Source organism: Microbispora bryophytorum, assembly GCF_043197435.1.
In the GTDB taxonomy this organism is placed as follows: domain Bacteria; phylum Actinomycetota; class Actinomycetes; order Streptosporangiales; family Streptosporangiaceae; genus Microbispora; species Microbispora bryophytorum.
The window spans coordinates 296,260-310,824 of record NZ_JBICTF010000003.1; the positions used below are offsets into that span (position 1 = coordinate 296,260).

Genomic DNA, 14,565 nt, shown 5'->3' on the forward strand with positions numbered 1-14,565 from the left:
GACGCGCTCGCACTACCCGCCGTAACCGCGCTCACACCGGTCCCGGCCCCGGCCCCTTTCTCCGGCCCCGCGGTGACGTCCGCGGGCCCGCCCCCGAGGATCACTCGCCGTGATCTCCCGCCCCGTCGGAGCCCGAGGATCAGGAGTCCTTGGTGAGGGTGCCCTCGTAGGAGAACAGGCCGAGATCGTCGGTGTGCCGGTAGGCGAGGGCGTCGCCCTCGCGGGTGAGCACGACGTCGCCCGGGACGCACTGCGGCACGTCCTCCAGCCGGAACCTGAGCGCCGAGCCGGACGCCGCGGTCAGCCGCAGCGTGCCCTCGCAGGAGTTCGCGGGCTCCTTCCACCTGCCGGACGGCTTGCCGCTCTTCAACTCGATCTCGATGTCGTACTCACTCGTGAGAAGGCCGACGGTGGGGGCGATGTGCCCCCGCCACTTCCCCTCGAACGCCTGCGGAATGCCCGAAGGCGCGGAGGCGCTCGCCGGATCCGTCCCGCCCGTGCCGCCGGGCTCGGCGCCCGTGGTCGCGGGGGCGGTCGGCGTCGGGCCAGGCGCGTACGTGCTCTGGGCGGGAGCGCTCGCCAGGGGCGTGGGGGACGGGCCGCCGGACATCGCGGTCAGGCGCGGGACCAGCAGCGCGGCGGTGATCCCGAGCGCCGCCACGGCAGCGCCGGCCCCGGCCAGGACCCGGGCGCGCGATCCGCTCCGGCGGGCACCGGGAACGGTGTCCGCCGCCCGGTGTCCCCCGCGTCCCGTGGTCATCGTCTCGCTCTCGTCCTGGCGGGCGATGCCGAAATCGACCACCCGGGGACCGTCCGGCCCCAGCAGCACGTTGCCCGGCTTGAAGTCGCGGTGCACGATGCCCGCGCCGTGAATCGCCGCCAGCGCGGTCGCCGTCCCCACCGCGAGCCAGCCGTTCCAGCTCGCCTCCGCGCAGCGGACCCGACGCGGTCACCCGCTGCTGGAGCGAGGGGCCGTCGACGAACTCGCTCACGACGTACGGCTCGCGCCCGTCCACCATCGCCGTGATCACCCTGGCGGTGCAGAAGGGGGCGACGCCGCGCAGGACGTCGAGTTCACGCGTCAGCCGTGCCCGGACGGCGGGGTCGAGCCCGGTCTTGAGCACCTTCACCGCGACCGGAGCGCCGTCGGGCGTGTAGCCCAGGTAGACGACGCCCTGCCGCCCTCGCCGAGACGTCCGCCGAGACGGAACCCGCCGAGCGTGCGCGGGTCGTCGGGCTCAAGGGGGGCGGCCATGGTCACACGGTAGCGACCCGGTGGCCGTTCCGGGATCAGAGCATGCGGGTGTTCACCGCGTCGGCGATCGCGAGCCGTCCGGCGTCGCTCAGGTGCAGGTGATCGCCAGAGTCGTAGGAGACGGTCAGCTGCTCGGGGAACTCGGGATCGCGTACGGCCCGGTCGAAGTCGAGGACGCCGTCGAACACCCCGCTCGTGCGGATCCACGTGTTCAGCCGCTGCCTGATCTCCTCGCGCTCCGGAGTCCAGGTGCCCCAGCCGTAGAAGGGGGTGAGCGTGGCGCCCAGCACCTTGATCTTGCGGGCGTGCGCCTCGCGGATCAACTTCTTGTATCCGTAGGCGAGCGGCTTGATCGAGGTGTAGTCGCCCCGGGCGATGTCGTTGATCCCCTCGTAGACCACTACGGTGCGCACCCCCGGCTGGGACAGCACGTCGCGGTAGAACCGGCTGAGACCGCTCGGGCCGACGTTGGAGTGCAGCAGCCGGTTTCCGGCGATGCCGGCGTTGAGCACCCCCATCCGCCGCGACGTCGACTGGCGGGCCAGCCGCTGCCGCAGGTAGTCGGTCCAGCGGCGGTTGGCGTCGACGGCCTGGCCCGCACCGTCGGTGATCGAGTCGCCGAACGCGACCATCGAGCCGACCGTGGCCCCGCCCGCCTCGACCGCGATTCTGTCGAGGAAGTACCACTGCGTGCTGGTGTAGGTGAAGCCCTCGCCGCTCTCCTCCGCCGAGTGGTTCCCCGGGTCGGACAGGTAGGTGGTGCTGTAGGCGCGTTCGTGTCCGGTCACGCCCCTGACCGTCCCGGGCAGGTGGAGGCTGACGACCAGGGCGGAGCCGCCGGCGATCCGGCCCGGGATCGGGTCGCTCCAGACGGCCTGGCCCGGCGGCACCCGCACCGAGGTGCGCTTGCGGAAGGTCACCGGCCGGTTGGTCCCCGCGAGGATCTCGGCGCCGTACGCCTGGACCCCCACGTACACGTCCGAGAACGTCACCGGCGCCGTTCCGAAGACGTTGGACAGGCGCAGGCGCGTGCCGGCGCCGCCGACGCTGGCACGCACGACCATCCGCACGGTCTGCCCGCCGAGAGCCGCCGTGATCCGGTCGGTCGAGGTGGTCCACGCGCCGACCAGGCGGTGCTGCTGTACGGGCGAGGCGCCACCGGACTTCGGCGTGGCCGCGCGGTGCCCGGGGGCGCTCGAGGCCGCCGCGCGCCCCCGGGCGGCGGAGGACGAAGCGGTGGAGGACGGACCGGCCGCGGCGCTCGCGGCCGCGGAAGACTCCGCGTGGACCGGTGCCGTGGGAAGCGCCGCGGTCGCGCCGCCGACGGCGACGGCGAGAGCGGCCATGGTCAACCGGTGAGCCGGCCGTGCCATCCGGGTCCTCCATGTGGGTGTGGCTGCCTGGTGCGTGTCCGTGGCGGCCCCGCTTCCGATCACTCCGCCGAGAACGTTGATCGAGAAGCGTCCGCGACGCCATACATTACGGCTGTTTGGCGGAGACTGGGGAAAGAACTTGACCGTCAGGCGTAACAGTCGCTCCCCTTGTGGTGGAATGCCGACTGTTCCTTGCCGTTCCGGCCCCTTCTCCGGCCCCTTCTCCGCGCCGTCCTCCGCGCCGTCCTCCGCGCCGTCCTCCGCGCCGTCCGACGTCGCCGCACGTCCTGGAGGGCCCGACGGATGCCCGCCCGCATGTGATCGTGCCGGAGGGGGTTCCGCCCATCGCGCCCCGCGTGCGCAGAGGAAGGGATATAGCGGCAGGTAGCGGGATCGATGCGACGTCGAGTGCAGATCTTCACTCTGCACTCATTCTTCTGTCATAGAGGGACGGATAGGCTCGGCTTGATGAATGCACACGAGCGTTGGATCGTCCTGCAAGGCGCGGCGAACGTACGGGACCTCGGCGGCCTGCCCACCGCGGACGGCGGGACCACGGTGCCCGGCCGGATCCTGCGGTCCGACAACCTGCAGGGCCTGACCGAGGGTGACGTGGCGCTGCTCGTGGGCGACCTCAAGCTGCGGCATGTGGTCGACCTGCGGTCGGAGACCGAGGTACGCCTGGAGGGGCCGGGTCCGCTGATCCTCCTGCCGGAGGTCGGCATCCACCACCACAGCCTGTTCGCGGAGGGCGGGCACCTCACCGACGTCGAGGCCGACACCATCGACGACCGGACCCTGCCGTGGCAGGGTGAGCGGGAGGAGGAGGCCCTGGCTGAACTCCGCGTGACCGGCTACTACTACGGATATCTGCGCGACCGGCCCGACTCGGTGGTGGCCGCCCTGCGGGTGCTCGCCCGTGACGACGGGATGGCCGTGGTGCACTGCGCGGCGGGCAAGGACCGCACCGGAGTGGTCAGCGCCCTGGCGCTCGCCGTCGCGGGCGCCACCCGGGAGGCGATCATCGGAGACTACGTCGCCACCGGCGAACGGCTGGAGGGCATCCTCACCCGGCTGCGCGCCAGCCGCACCTACCGCGACGATCTCGACTCGAAGCCGGTCGACAGCCACCTGCCGCGGCCCGAGTACATGGACAAGTTCCTGACGACGCTGGACGACCGGTTCGGCGGCCCCCTCGGCTGGCTGCGGACCCAGGGCTGGACCGACGCCGACACCGAGGCGCTGCGCGGCCGGCTGCGCGACTGACCTCCGGCCGTCGCCGGAAGCGGGGTCAGGCGAGGGTTTCGCCGCCGTCGACGGTGATGACCTGGCCGGTGACGTAGTTGTTGGCCATGAGGAAGACAGCCGTGGCGGCGGCTTCCTCGGCGGTGCCGAAGCGGCCGAGGGGCGTGGACGTTCCGGCGGCGGCGATCGCGTCGTCGGAGTCCAGCCCCGGCAGTGAGCGCAGGAGCGGGGTGTCGATCCGGCCATAGCGCACGGTGTTCACCCGCACCCGCGCGGGGGCGAGTTCCACGGCGAGGGCCTTGGTGAGGGTCTCCACGGCGCCGGCGGCCGACAGCGGGACGGTCATACCGGGGTAGGGGCGGACCACGAGGATCCCCGAGCTGAACGTGAGCGAGCCTCCCGCGGGAAGCCGGGCCGCCGCCGCGCGGGCGACGGTGAAGGCGGTCTGGAGAGAGCCAGAGCCGAGGGTCGTGCGGATGTCTTCGGCCGACAGCCCGGTCAGGGGGCCGGCGCCGCTGATGCCGCCGGCGGTGACGTACACGTGGTCGACGTGACCCGCCCGGTCGAAGGCCTCGGCGAGGGTCTGCTCGTCTCCGCCGTCTCCGGTAACGCCCAGCACGGCGTCGTCGGGATCCTCGGCCGGGCCCGCACCGCGTAGCCCGGAGACATCGTGCAGCCCGGAGACATCGCGCGGCTCGGAAATATCGCGCGGCCCGGAGACATCGCGCAGCGGGGAGACGGCGCGCAGCCCGGAGACATCGCGCAGCGGGAAGACGGCGCGCACCCGGGAGACGGCGGCCTTAAGCCGGTCGGGGTCGCGGCCGACCAGCACGACGCGGGCGCCGACCGAACGCAGCAGGACGGCCGCCGCCAGCCCGATGCCGGAGCTTCCGCCGATGAGGAGGGCGGTCGTGCCGGACAGAGTGCCCGGCAGCGGCGACCGGACGGGGACGGGTGTGGCAGTGCTCATGACAGGGCCTCTCAATAAACCATCTGGTTGTTTTATTGCTCATCCGATACTGCCGTCTGGGCGGGGAGGAGTCAACTGGATGGTTTAATTCATCCATGCCCTACGACGCGGAGGACACCAGACGGCGGATCTTCGACGCCGCCGCCGCCGAGTTCGCGGAGCACGGCCTGGCCGGGGCCAGGGTGGACCGCATCGCGACGGCCGCCAGGGCCAACAAACAGGCCATCTATCTGTATTACGGGAGCAAGGAGAAGCTGTTCGCCGCCGTCCTGCGGGCGAAGCTGGAGGAGGTCCGCGTCTCCGTCTCCATTAATCCCGACGCGGTGGCCGAGTCGGTCGGGCAGATGTTCGACTGGTACCGGGAACACCCGGAGCTGATCAGGCTGCTGCTGTGGGAGGCGCTGGAGGTGAGCGACGAATCCGGCGACAGCGAGCGGGAGTGGCGTGACGGTTTCCGCGAGAAGGTCGGCCAACTCGTGGACGCGGGCGCGGTCGGTGACCTCCCCGGGGACGCGCGGATCCGCGCCACCCAGGATCTGCTGTTCACCATCATGGGACTGATTTCCTGGAACTTCGCGGTGCCCCGGATGTGCCGCCTTGTTCTGGACGAGGAGACCGACCAGGCCGCCTTGGCCCGCCGCCGCGAGACAGTGGTCGAAGTCGCCCGCAGACTCGCCGCCGCCCCGGACGTCACCACCCCGCCCGCCTCCGCTCCGGACGTCACCGCCCCGCCCGCCGCCGAGGCGCGGGCCCCGCGGTGAGCGGACGCTACTGCTCCAGATCGGAGAGGGTGATCACCTGGCCGCGGGCCGCCGAGAGGGCGGCGGCCTCCAGGACGGCGATGGCTTCGGCGGCGTCGTCCGGCTCGACCGGGGGCGGCGCACCGTCCCGCAGGCAGGCCACGACGCCCTCGTAGAACCGCTGGTACGCTCCCGGCTCCGTCGGGACCGGACGGCCCTGGCCCTCGGCCCCGAGCGTGCCCCACCGGTCGGAGGGCTCCGCGCCCCAGCCGGTGCCCGTGCCGGAACTCGGGCCGGAACTCGGGCCGGAACTCGGGCCGAGGCTGAAGTCGGCGGCGTCCGGGCGCCCGCCCGCCCGCAGGCGCTCCTCCTGCGGGTCCAGCCCCCACTTGACGTACGACGCGCGGGAGCCGAGCACCCGGAACCTCGGACCGAGGTTCGCGGCCACCGCGCTCATCCACAGGTGCGAGCGGGTCCCGCTCCGGTGGGTCAGCGCGACGAACGCGTCGTCGTCGTTGCGCACCCCGGCCCGCCTGACATCGGTCTCCGCGTAGACCTGGAAGACCGGGCCGAACAACCGCAGGGCCTGGTCCACCAGGTGGCTGCCGAGGTCGTAGAGGGTGCCGCCGATCTCCTCCGGGCCGCCCGACTCGCGCCAGCCGCCCTTGGGCACCGGCCTCCACCGCTCGAACCGCGACTCGAACCGGTGGACCTCGCCCAGCTCGGGCAGCAGCCGGCGCAGCGTCAGGAAATCGCCGTCCCAGCGCCGGTTCTGGAAGACCGTCAGCATCAGCCCGCGGTCGCGCGCGAGCCCTGCGAGGTCGCGGGCCTGCGCGGCGGCGCCGGCCAGCGGCTTGTCGACGACCACGGGAAGCCCGGCCTTGAGCGCCTCGGTCGCCAGGGGCACGTGGGTGCGGTTCGGTGTCGCGATCACCACGAGATCGCAGCGGTCCCACAGGTCGTCCACGGCCGGGACGACGTCCGCGCCGGGGTATTCGGCACGGACGCGCTCGGCCCTGGCGGGGTCGCGGGTGACGACGGCGGCGAGGCGCAGTCCCGGCGTGGCGGCGATCAGCGGCGCGTGGAAGAAGGATCCGGCCGGACCGAAACCGGCCAATCCGACGCGAATGTCGGAGAGATCTGAGGGCGGCATGACAGGCGAGGCGTCCTTCGGGCGGGTCGGGGGCGGCGGCTTCGCGGCGGCTCAGGTGTCGCGGTCGTCCCGTTCGGCGAGAAACGCCTCGAACTGGGCGGCGAGCTCCTCACCCGTGGGCATCTGCGCGTCCTCGGCCAGCAGGCTCTCCCGCTCGGCGCCCGACTGGAACGCGTCGTACTGCTGCTCCAGGCCGCGGATGGCGCCGGCGAGCTCCTCGGACGCCGCGATCTGCTCCTCGATCTCGGTGTTGGTCTTGTCGGCCGCCTCCCTGAGCGCGTCCATGGGGAAGACCAGTCCGGTGCCGCGCGTGACGGCCTCCAGCGCCGTCACCGCGGCCTGCGGATACTCCGCTTGGGCGAGGTAGTGAGGCACGTGGACGGCGTGGCCGAGCGCGTCGTGACCCTTCGTCCCGAGCCGGAACTCGATGAGCCCGGCGAGGCTGCCCGGCACCCGGACCTTGCCGAAGGGGCTGGTCTGCCCGTGGACGAGGTCGGAGCGGGTGGCGTGGGCCGTCAGTCCGAGCGGCCGGGTGTGCGGGACGCCCATCGGGATGCCGTGGACGGTTACCAGCCTGCCGATGTTGAGCCGGGTCACCAGCATGCCGACGGCCTCGGTGAACAGCTCCCACTCCCGGTCCGGCTCCGGGCCGTTCAGAATGAGGAACGGTGTGCCCGTGACGTCCTTGGTCAGGTAGACGGCCAGCTCAGGAGTGTCGTAGTCACTCCAGTGATCGGTGTCGAAGGTCATCGCCGGGCGCCGGGACCGGTAGTCGAGCAGCCGGTCCACGTCGAAGGTCGCGATGACCCGGTGCTCCAGTTCGGCGAGGAGGTGCCCCAGGGCCAGCCGCCCGGCGGCACCGGCGTCGACGAACCCCTCGAAGTGGTAGAGCAGCACCGGATCGGTCAGCTCGGGAAGGTCCCCGTCGAGCCGATAGAGATCCGTGGGGTCGGACACGTGTCCCAGCCTTTCTCACGAAGCCTTTACCTACTGAACCTACGGGACCCCCGGTCGATTCCGTGCCTGTTGCGTGACCGATTCCGGAGGGGTAGCGGCGACCTTACCGTTGGACTATGGGGAACATGGAACCGGGCCCTGAGCTGGAGGAGTTCGCCACCAGGCTCTTCGATCTCGCGAGATCGGGGCGGACCGAGGCGCTGTGCGCCTACGTCGACGCGGGCGTGCCCGTCAACCTGCGCAACCAGAAGGGCGACACCCTGCTGATGCTGGCGGCCTACCACGGGCACGCCGCGACGGTGCGCGCCCTGGGCGAGCGGGGCGCGGACCCCGACCTCGCCAACGACCGCGGGCAGACCCCGCTCGCCGGCGCGGTGTTCAAGAAGGAGCCCGCGGTCGTACGGGCGCTGCTGGAGCTGGGAGCGGATCGCTACGCCGGGACACCGTCGGCGGTCGACGCCGCGCGCATGTTCGGGGACGCGGAGATCGTCACCCTCATCGAGGGTCCATCCGGTTGAGCCGAATTTCGGGCCGATATAGCCGAAATATGATATGGCTAGCGTCAATCATCTGGTAGGACCATGCTTGTCTGATGGCTACTGCGAAAGCGGATTCCCTCAGTGGGCGCCCCCTCCGCCTTCCCTCGCTCACCTGCCCCTTCCCGAGTGCGGTGAACCCGCACGTCGACGAGGTGAACCGGGACACCCTGGCCTGGCTCACCGCCTCCGGCATGATCGCCGACGGCGACCAGCTCGAGCGTTTTCGGCTCGCCCGCTATGGATGGCTCGGTGCCCGGACCTACCCGTACGCCTCCCGGGAGCTGTGCCAGCTCGTCACGGACTGGTGCGTGTGGCTGTTCGCGTTCGACGACGCCTACTGCGAGTCGGACCGGCGGGCGGCCGAGATCGCCCGCGCGCTGCCCCAGCTCTACAGCGTGGTCGAGGACAACGAAGGAGACGAACCGGTCGAGAACGTCTTCGCCCGTGCGCTCCTCGACGTCAAGACGCGGATCAGGAAACACGGCACCGCCGACCAGCTCGACCGGTGGCGCGTGACCACCAAGGACTATCTGTCCGCCCAGGTCTGGGAGGCCGCCAACCGCGAGGACGATGTCGTTCCCACGATCGACGACTACATCTTCATGCGCCGCAGGACCGGCGCGATGCTCACCGTGTTCGCGCTGATCGACGTGGCGGCGGAGGTCTGCCTCACGATGGACGAGTGGCGCCATCCGGTGGTGCACGAGATGACCGAGCACGCCAACGATGTGGTCGTCTGGGACAACGACCTCATCTCGTACGCGAAGGAGCGAGGTGAGGCGAACATCCGCAACAACCTCGTCAGCGTGCTCGTCGGGCACACCGGTTGCACGATCCAGGAGGCGATGGACCGGATCGGAGCGATGCGTGACGAGGCGGTCGCCGCGATGGCGGCGCTCGCCCCGGCCACGGAGGCGCTCGGCTCGCCCGCCGTCGACGCGTACGTGCACGGCCTGCAGTACTGGATCAGCGGCAGCGTGGACTACTCGCTGACCAGCTCCCGGTATGTCGGCGCCTGGCAGTGACCGCCGGTGACATCGGTGGCCCGCCCGGCCCGGGTCGAGCCCGTCCGGCAGTCGAGCCCGTCCGGCCCGAGGTCCGGTCCAGAAGTGAACCCGGTCAGTCCAGGTGGAAGTCGTCGAGGTCGTCCAGCGCGTACTCGACGAGGTCGCCCAGGCTGAACCGGGTCCCGGCGGTGTACGCCTCGTCGTAGGCGGCATCGCCGATCAGCTTCTTGCACTCCTTGACGCACTGCTCGTGCTCGGTTGTGAAGAACGGCGACCCGAACTGGGGCAGCCCGAAGGTCCGCCAGTTGGACTGGGCGGCCCCGAGGAGGGTCGCCGTCCGTTCCGGCTCACCGGCCTGGAGGTTCAGGGTCGCGAGGTTGTCCACGCACAGGACGATCCCGAGCACGTCGTGGAAGTGCTGCTTGATGCGCAGCGCCTCCTTGCACGCCACCAGCGCCTCGTCACGCCTGCCGGTCGCCCGGTGGACGAGGGAGGAGACGTACCAGGCGTAGGACCGCAGCCACAGCTCGCCGCGCTCCTGGCAGACCTGAAGGCAGTCGACCAGCAGCGTCTCCGCCTCCTCGAACTCGCCCTGCGCGAGCAGCACCATGGACAGCTCGACGATCGCCGGCAGCAGGCCCGGGTTCAGCTCCCGGCCGCCGCGGTGGAACTCGATCGCGACGCCGAGCAGCGCGGTCGCCTTCTTCGCGTCGCCCTGCAGCATGGCCGCGGTGCCCTGCATCTTGGTCGAGAGCAGCACCGCGCCCGAGTCGCCCACGCGCACCGCGTCGGTGCTGCACTGCTCGGCCGCGGCGAGCGCGCCCGCCATGTCGCCCTGGGCGCTGCGGATGTAGGCCAGCACCCACAGGGCCTTGCAGCGTTCCCTGCTGGGCGCGGAGATGGCCTTGAGCGCTCGCTCCAGATAGATCACGCCCTCACGGGCGAAACCGCAGGCGACCCACAGGAACCACAGCGCCGACAGCAGCTCGAGTCCGACCTGCTCCTCGCCGGGGGTGGACAGGCAGAAGTCGAGGGCGACGCGGATGTTGTCGTGCTCCTGGCGCATCCGCGTGTACCAGTGGACCTGGCGCGGTCCCGACCACGAGTGTTCGCTGCGCTCGGCGAGCTGAAGGTAGTAGTCGCGGTGGCGGCGACGCAGGTCCTGCGTCTCGCCGAGCTTGTCCAGCCACTCGCCGCCGTACTGCCGCAGCGTGTCGATCAGCCGGTAGCGCTGACCGGCGGGCGTGGGGAAGCTCAGCAGGACCGACTTGTCGACCAGGCCGCCGATCACGTCGAGGATCCGGTCGGAGGGCAGGGCGTCGCCGGCGCAGACGTGCCGGGCCGCCTCCAGCTCGAAGTCGCCGGCGAACACCGACAGCCGCGCCCAGAGCAGCCGCTCGGCCGGTTCGCACAGCTCGTGGCTCCAGCCGATCGCCGCCCGCAGCGTCTGGTGGCGCGGCAGCGCCGTACGGCTGGCTCCGGCGAGCAGGCTGAACCGGTCGGCGAGCAGCGCGAGGATCTGCTCGACCGACAGCGTGCGCAGGCGCACGGCGGCCAGTTCGATGGCCAGCGGGATCCCGTCGAGGCGGCGGCACAGCTCGGTGACGGCCGTGATGTTGTCCTCGTCCACCGCGAAGTCGGGCACGACGGCGGAGGCCCGAGCGCCGAACAGCTCGACGGCCTCGTTGGTGAACGGGTTGTCCGAGGGGTTGTCGCCGGGCACGGTCAGCGGCGGCACGGAGGCCGTGTACTCGCCCGGCGCGTTGAGCGACCGCCGGCTCGTCGCGAGGATGCGCAGGTTCGGCGCCGTGTCGAGCAGTTTCTGGGTGAGATGGGCGCACGCGTCGACCAGGTGCTCGCAGGTGTCCAGGATGAGCAGGAGCTCCCGTTCGGCCAGCCATTCGGCGAGGGTGTCCGCCCCTTCGCGCGGAGACTGGTCGGCGATGCCCAGCGCGGCCGTGATCGTGTGATAGAGCATTCCGGGGTCCTGCAGCCGGGCCAGCTCGACGTACCAGACGCCGTGCCTGTACCGCTGTCGCACCTGGTGCGCGAGACGCAGCGCGGTGCGCGACTTGCCGACCCCGCCGATGCCCGTCACGGTGATCAGCCGGTGCTCCTGCAGTCTCTGTCGCAGCGACGCGAGCAGGCGCGTCCGCCCGACGAAGCTGGTCAGCTCCACGGGCAGGTTGCCCTCTTGCCGCCATCCTGCTGGCGTTGCCATGCCGCCTCACGGGGGGTTCGTCCGGCGTGCTCCCTGCTCCCGCATCGTACCTTTGCGTGCGGTTGGCTGTCCGGTGGTACGGGCGTGACGTTTGCCCGGCGTTGGGACGGGGTGATCTCCCCTCGGGGCAAGGAGTCCCAACCCGTCGCACGGCCGTGGCCCCGGTTCCCCGGCCGCCTGGGAACTCCCCGGCTCCGCGGCTTTCCGGAACTCCACGGCTCCCCGGCAGCGTGGTTCCCGCGGCTTCCCGGCAGCGTGCTCGCGGCCCCCCGGCGTTCGCGGCTTCCCGGTGTTCGCGGCTTCCCGGTGTTCGCGGCTCCGGGCGCGTAGCCGGTAGCATTGCGCGCGTGAGTGTGCAGCATCCGGATGACATGCGTCCGGTGGACCTCTTCGACGAGGGGCTGCCGGTGCTGCCTGACCAGACAAGCGACGACACCGACCTCGGATGGGGCGAGTGGCGCTCCGGCTCCGACGACTCCCACCTGCTGGAGGAACGCCCGCCGCACTGGGGCTAGAACCGGCGCCGGACCAGCACGGGCTAGCACCGCACCGCCAGCTCGAACCAGACGGCCTTCCCCCTGCTCGTCGCGCATACGCCCCAGGAGCGGGACAGGGATTCGACGATCAGCAGCCCCCGGCCGCTCTCCTCCTCGTCCGGTGACGTGTCGCGGATCCGCACCGGAACGCGGGCCTCGTCCTCGACCTCGCACCGCAGGACACCGCCCTGCAGCAGGAGCGTGAGGACGGGTTCCCCCCGCCCGTGCCGCAGGACGTTGGCGATCAGCTCGCTGACGAGCAGTTCCGCCACCTCGGGCGTCTCGCCGTCCACACTGCCCGCCCAGTCCCGCAGGGTGGCGCGGACGAGGCGGCGCGCCCGGCTCGTGGAGGACGGGGCGATGGGGAGGACCCAGGAGGCGCGGCGCACGTCCGGCACACCGTCTTCGGCTGTGTCGGCCGTGTCGGCTGTGTCGGCGGCGTCGTCCGGGGACGCCGAGTGCCGTTCTCCCGGCATGGCGCCGTCCGGCCGCCGCCTCAGGGGGATGAGCGCGGCCATGTCCGTCGAGTCACGCGGCCCGCGCACAGCAGGCCCGGTGCGGGAGAAGGCTCCGGCCGTCGGGAAGCAGCTCGCCGGTGTCCTCGAACACCACGACACCGTTGCAGAGCAGCCCCCATCCCTGCTCGGGGTGGAAGGCCACGAGACGGGCGGCCTCGTGGTCGGGGGCGTACGCGGACGGACAGGGCGGGGTGTGCGGGCACATGCGTGTCACCTCGATCCTTCAACAGGCGGTGGGCAGTTCACGAAGAGCCGGTTCGGGCCGGGTGACCACGCGCAGCAGACGGCCGAGTGCGGTGTTGACGACGAGAGGCCGTTCGAGCATGAGGTTGTGGCCGGTCTTCGGCAGCACCACGAGGCGGGCCGAGGACAGGGCGCCCGCGATCGCCTCGCTGTGCCCGACCGGCGTGACGAGATCGTCGCGGCCGACCATGACCAGGATGGGGATCTCCCGCAGCGCCGCGAGCGCGGCGAACCCGTCGTACGCCATCAGGGCCGGGTAGTAGTCCCGGAACACCTGCGCCGGGGCGGAGCAGATGACCCGGACCGCGGCCTCCCGTACGCTCGACGGCACCTGCGAGGCGTAGGAGTAGCGCCGCACCAGCAGCTGCACGAGCTCGTCCACGGCAGGTCGCCCAGAGCGGGCCGGGTCGTCGCCGAGCAGCCTGAGCAGCGCGGGCACCAGCGGCCGCAGCAGCCTCGCGCCGCACGTGGGAAGGCCCAGCGTCACGCCGCCCAGCCCGCCCGCCGAGGTCGCCAGCAGCGCGACACCCGCGATGCGCCGGCCGAACAGCTCAGGGTGGGCCTGCGCCAACGCCATGATCGCCATGCCGCCCATGGAATGCCCCACCAGGATCACCGGTCCCGCCGGGACGACCTCGACGAGGATCCGGCAGAGATCGCGGCCGAGCTGCGCGACGGTGGCCGATCCCGCGGAGCCCCGGCCCGACCGGTTGTGACCACGCTGGTCGTACGTCACCACACGGGCCCGGCCGGCGAAGAACGTCCGCTGGTTCTCCCAGCACTCCAGGCACGACGACAGCCCGTGGCAGAACACCAGGGTCGTCTCGGCGTCGGCGGGACCGTCCACCGTGACGTACAGCTCCACTCCGTCGTCGGCCACGACGATCCGGGACGAGCCGGCGGCCCGGTCCGGGTCCGCGGCGCGCCCGGCCCGCATTGGGGCGGCCGAGCGTCGGCCGGTGGCCTCGCCTGTCCCTGCCTGGCCGGTGCCTGCCTGGCCGGTGCCTGCCTCGCCACTGCGTGCCTGGCCGGTCCCTGCCTCGCCACTCCGTGCCTGGCCGGTCCACACCTGGCCGGTCCACACCTGGCCGGTCCACACCTGGCCGGTCCACGGCTCGTGGCGGTCGGTCAGCATCGCCGCCTCCTTCCCGGCCTCGGGTGATCTCACCCGCGCGCGGTCGTTCGCTGGCACCTCCCACGATGGCCCTTCCGGGAGGCCCCCGTCTGCGCTGGCAGCCCCCATCCGATGGGCGTGCCCGCGGCACCTCGGTGTAGCAGCTAGCTGCAATGACGCGGGTGCGCTCCGATGTCACTCTGAAGACGTGCCCCTGCGGTGTCTGATCGCGGACGACAGCGACCACTTTAAAAAGGCCGCCCGCCTGTTCCTGGAGGCGGAGGGCGTCGCAGTCGTGGGCGTCGCGTCCACGATCGCCGAAGCGCTCGGCCGGGTCGGCGAGCTCCGGCCGGACGTCGTGCTGGTCGACATCGACCTGGGCGCGGAGAGCGGGTTCGACCTGGCCCGGCGACTGTACGACGAGGGCGGGGGGGAACCGCCGCCGATCATCCTGATCTCGACGCACGACGAGCAGGACTTCGCCGAGCTGATCGCGACCAGCCCGGCCGTCGCCTTCCTGCCGAAACCGCGCCTGTCGAAACAGGCCATCGACGAGATCCTGCGGGGCGCGGACGCCTGAACCGGTCGCGCGGGCAACATCGGAACGGTCTCAACAGGCGTCCCTCATAGGCGTCCCTCATAGGCGTCCCTCAGCGGGTGTACTTCCGCGGGGCGTCCCTCAGCGGGTCCTTCA

At 71.7% G+C, this 14,565-nt stretch carries 16 protein-coding genes; 6 read left to right on the top strand and 10 right to left on the bottom strand.

The genetic code is table 11. The features are described 5' to 3' along the window. Positions 1-139: 139 nt before the first annotated feature. The 3 genes from ACGFIB_RS10770 to ACGFIB_RS10780 form a co-directional block, all read right to left on the bottom strand. A complete protein-coding gene (locus tag ACGFIB_RS10770; protein ID WP_393370525.1) occupies positions 140-901 on the bottom strand; it encodes a protein kinase domain-containing protein in 762 nt (253 codons plus the stop codon). 225 nt (positions 902-1,126) lie between these two features. Further along, positions 1,127-1,255, bottom strand: coding sequence for a hypothetical protein (locus tag ACGFIB_RS10775; RefSeq protein ID WP_357242244.1), 129 nt, complete (start codon positions 1,253-1,255; stop codon positions 1,127-1,129). A 35-nt stretch (positions 1,256-1,290) separates the two neighbouring features. Continuing rightward, the gene (locus ACGFIB_RS10780) at positions 1,291-2,628 is read right to left on the bottom strand and encodes an SGNH/GDSL hydrolase family protein (RefSeq protein WP_393370529.1); all 1,338 of its coding nucleotides are present in this window, start codon (positions 2,626-2,628) and stop codon (positions 1,291-1,293) included. A gap of 468 nt (positions 2,629-3,096) precedes the next feature. Between ACGFIB_RS10780 and ACGFIB_RS10785 the strand changes: the two genes are divergently transcribed. Beyond that, the gene (locus tag ACGFIB_RS10785) at positions 3,097-3,894 is read left to right on the top strand and encodes a tyrosine-protein phosphatase (protein ID WP_357021324.1); all 798 of its coding nucleotides are present in this window, start codon (positions 3,097-3,099) and stop codon (positions 3,892-3,894) included. A 25-nt stretch (positions 3,895-3,919) separates the two neighbouring features. Here the strand turns inward: ACGFIB_RS10785 and ACGFIB_RS10790 are convergent, their stop codons facing one another. Then, on the bottom strand, positions 3,920-4,843 hold the full coding sequence (locus ACGFIB_RS10790) for an SDR family oxidoreductase (RefSeq protein WP_393370532.1): 924 nt from the start codon (positions 4,841-4,843) through the stop codon (positions 3,920-3,922). A gap of 95 nt (positions 4,844-4,938) precedes the next feature. Here ACGFIB_RS10790 and ACGFIB_RS10795 point away from each other — a divergent pair, with 95 nt between their 5' ends. After that, a complete protein-coding gene (locus ACGFIB_RS10795) occupies positions 4,939-5,604 on the top strand; it encodes a TetR family transcriptional regulator (RefSeq protein ID WP_393370535.1) in 666 nt (221 codons plus the stop codon). Positions 5,605-5,611: 7 nt separating this feature from the next. Here ACGFIB_RS10795 and ACGFIB_RS10800 read toward each other — a convergent pair whose 3' ends face one another. Both ACGFIB_RS10800 and ACGFIB_RS10805 read right to left on the bottom strand, forming a co-directional pair. Beyond that, positions 5,612-6,736, bottom strand: a complete 1,125-nt coding sequence (locus ACGFIB_RS10800) for a Gfo/Idh/MocA family oxidoreductase (protein ID WP_393370538.1) — start codon at positions 6,734-6,736, stop codon at positions 5,612-5,614. 51 nt (positions 6,737-6,787) lie between these two features. Continuing rightward, positions 6,788-7,693, bottom strand: a complete 906-nt coding sequence (locus tag ACGFIB_RS10805) for a proteasome assembly chaperone family protein (protein ID WP_357021313.1) — start codon at positions 7,691-7,693, stop codon at positions 6,788-6,790. A gap of 116 nt (positions 7,694-7,809) precedes the next feature. Here ACGFIB_RS10805 and ACGFIB_RS10810 point away from each other — a divergent pair, with 116 nt between their 5' ends. After that, positions 7,810-8,211: an ankyrin repeat domain-containing protein gene (locus tag ACGFIB_RS10810; protein WP_357242262.1), complete on the top strand. Its 402-nt coding sequence runs from the start codon at positions 7,810-7,812 to the stop codon at positions 8,209-8,211. A 74-nt stretch (positions 8,212-8,285) separates the two neighbouring features. Further along, positions 8,286-9,257, top strand: a complete 972-nt coding sequence (locus tag ACGFIB_RS10815) for a 4-epi-cubebol synthase (protein ID WP_142571822.1) — start codon at positions 8,286-8,288, stop codon at positions 9,255-9,257. Between the two features lie 94 nt (positions 9,258-9,351). Here ACGFIB_RS10815 and ACGFIB_RS10820 read toward each other — a convergent pair whose 3' ends face one another. Then, positions 9,352-11,460: an ATP-binding protein gene (locus ACGFIB_RS10820; protein ID WP_393370542.1), complete on the bottom strand. Its 2,109-nt coding sequence runs from the start codon at positions 11,458-11,460 to the stop codon at positions 9,352-9,354. Positions 11,461-11,807: 347 nt separating this feature from the next. Between ACGFIB_RS10820 and ACGFIB_RS10825 the strand changes: the two genes are divergently transcribed. Beyond that, a complete protein-coding gene (locus ACGFIB_RS10825) occupies positions 11,808-11,975 on the top strand; it encodes a hypothetical protein (protein WP_167748270.1) in 168 nt (55 codons plus the stop codon). A gap of 23 nt (positions 11,976-11,998) precedes the next feature. On the opposite strand, the gene ACGFIB_RS10830 is transcribed toward ACGFIB_RS10825, so the two are convergent. From ACGFIB_RS10830 to ACGFIB_RS10840, 3 genes are read right to left on the bottom strand one after another with little or no spacing between them, the layout of a single operon-like run. Further along, complete coding sequence (locus ACGFIB_RS10830) at positions 11,999-12,514, bottom strand: ATP-binding protein (RefSeq protein ID WP_393370545.1); 516 nt, start codon at positions 12,512-12,514, stop codon at positions 11,999-12,001. Positions 12,515-12,524: 10 nt separating this feature from the next. Next, positions 12,525-12,719 carry a DUF5999 family protein gene (locus tag ACGFIB_RS10835; RefSeq protein ID WP_191051474.1) on the bottom strand — a complete coding sequence of 65 codons (195 nt, stop codon included), beginning with the start codon at positions 12,717-12,719 and terminating at the stop codon, positions 12,525-12,527. 18 nt (positions 12,720-12,737) lie between these two features. Continuing rightward, complete coding sequence (locus ACGFIB_RS10840; protein ID WP_393370548.1) at positions 12,738-13,892, bottom strand: alpha/beta fold hydrolase; 1,155 nt, start codon at positions 13,890-13,892, stop codon at positions 12,738-12,740. Between the two features lie 187 nt (positions 13,893-14,079). Between ACGFIB_RS10840 and ACGFIB_RS10845 the strand changes: the two genes are divergently transcribed. Next, on the top strand, positions 14,080-14,451 hold the full coding sequence (locus tag ACGFIB_RS10845; RefSeq protein WP_357242274.1) for a response regulator: 372 nt from the start codon (positions 14,080-14,082) through the stop codon (positions 14,449-14,451). Positions 14,452-14,565 lie beyond the last annotated feature (114 nt).

Excerpts from the sequence above, each read along its gene's own strand:
- ACGFIB_RS10775 (WP_357242244.1), bottom strand. The coding sequence starts at position 1,255 with ATGGCCGCCCCCCTTGAGCCCGACGACCCGCGCACGCTCGGCGGGTTC.
- ACGFIB_RS10780 (WP_393370529.1), bottom strand. The coding sequence starts at position 2,628 with ATGGCACGGCCGGCTCACCGGTTGACCATGGCCGCTCTCGCCGTCGCC.
- ACGFIB_RS10785 (WP_357021324.1), top strand. The coding sequence starts at position 3,097 with ATGAATGCACACGAGCGTTGGATCGTCCTGCAAGGCGCGGCGAACGTA.
- ACGFIB_RS10790 (WP_393370532.1), bottom strand. The coding sequence starts at position 4,843 with ATGAGCACTGCCACACCCGTCCCCGTCCGGTCGCCGCTGCCGGGCACT.
- ACGFIB_RS10795 (WP_393370535.1), top strand. The coding sequence starts at position 4,939 with ATGCCCTACGACGCGGAGGACACCAGACGGCGGATCTTCGACGCCGCC.
- ACGFIB_RS10800 (WP_393370538.1), bottom strand. The coding sequence starts at position 6,736 with ATGCCGCCCTCAGATCTCTCCGACATTCGCGTCGGATTGGCCGGTTTC.
- ACGFIB_RS10810 (WP_357242262.1), top strand. The coding sequence starts at position 7,810 with ATGGGGAACATGGAACCGGGCCCTGAGCTGGAGGAGTTCGCCACCAGG.
- ACGFIB_RS10815 (WP_142571822.1), top strand. The coding sequence starts at position 8,286 with ATGGCTACTGCGAAAGCGGATTCCCTCAGTGGGCGCCCCCTCCGCCTT.
- ACGFIB_RS10820 (WP_393370542.1), bottom strand. The coding sequence starts at position 11,460 with ATGGCAACGCCAGCAGGATGGCGGCAAGAGGGCAACCTGCCCGTGGAG.
- ACGFIB_RS10830 (WP_393370545.1), bottom strand. The coding sequence starts at position 12,514 with ATGGCCGCGCTCATCCCCCTGAGGCGGCGGCCGGACGGCGCCATGCCG.
- ACGFIB_RS10835 (WP_191051474.1), bottom strand. The coding sequence starts at position 12,719 with ATGTGCCCGCACACCCCGCCCTGTCCGTCCGCGTACGCCCCCGACCAC.
- ACGFIB_RS10840 (WP_393370548.1), bottom strand. The coding sequence starts at position 13,892 with ATGCTGACCGACCGCCACGAGCCGTGGACCGGCCAGGTGTGGACCGGC.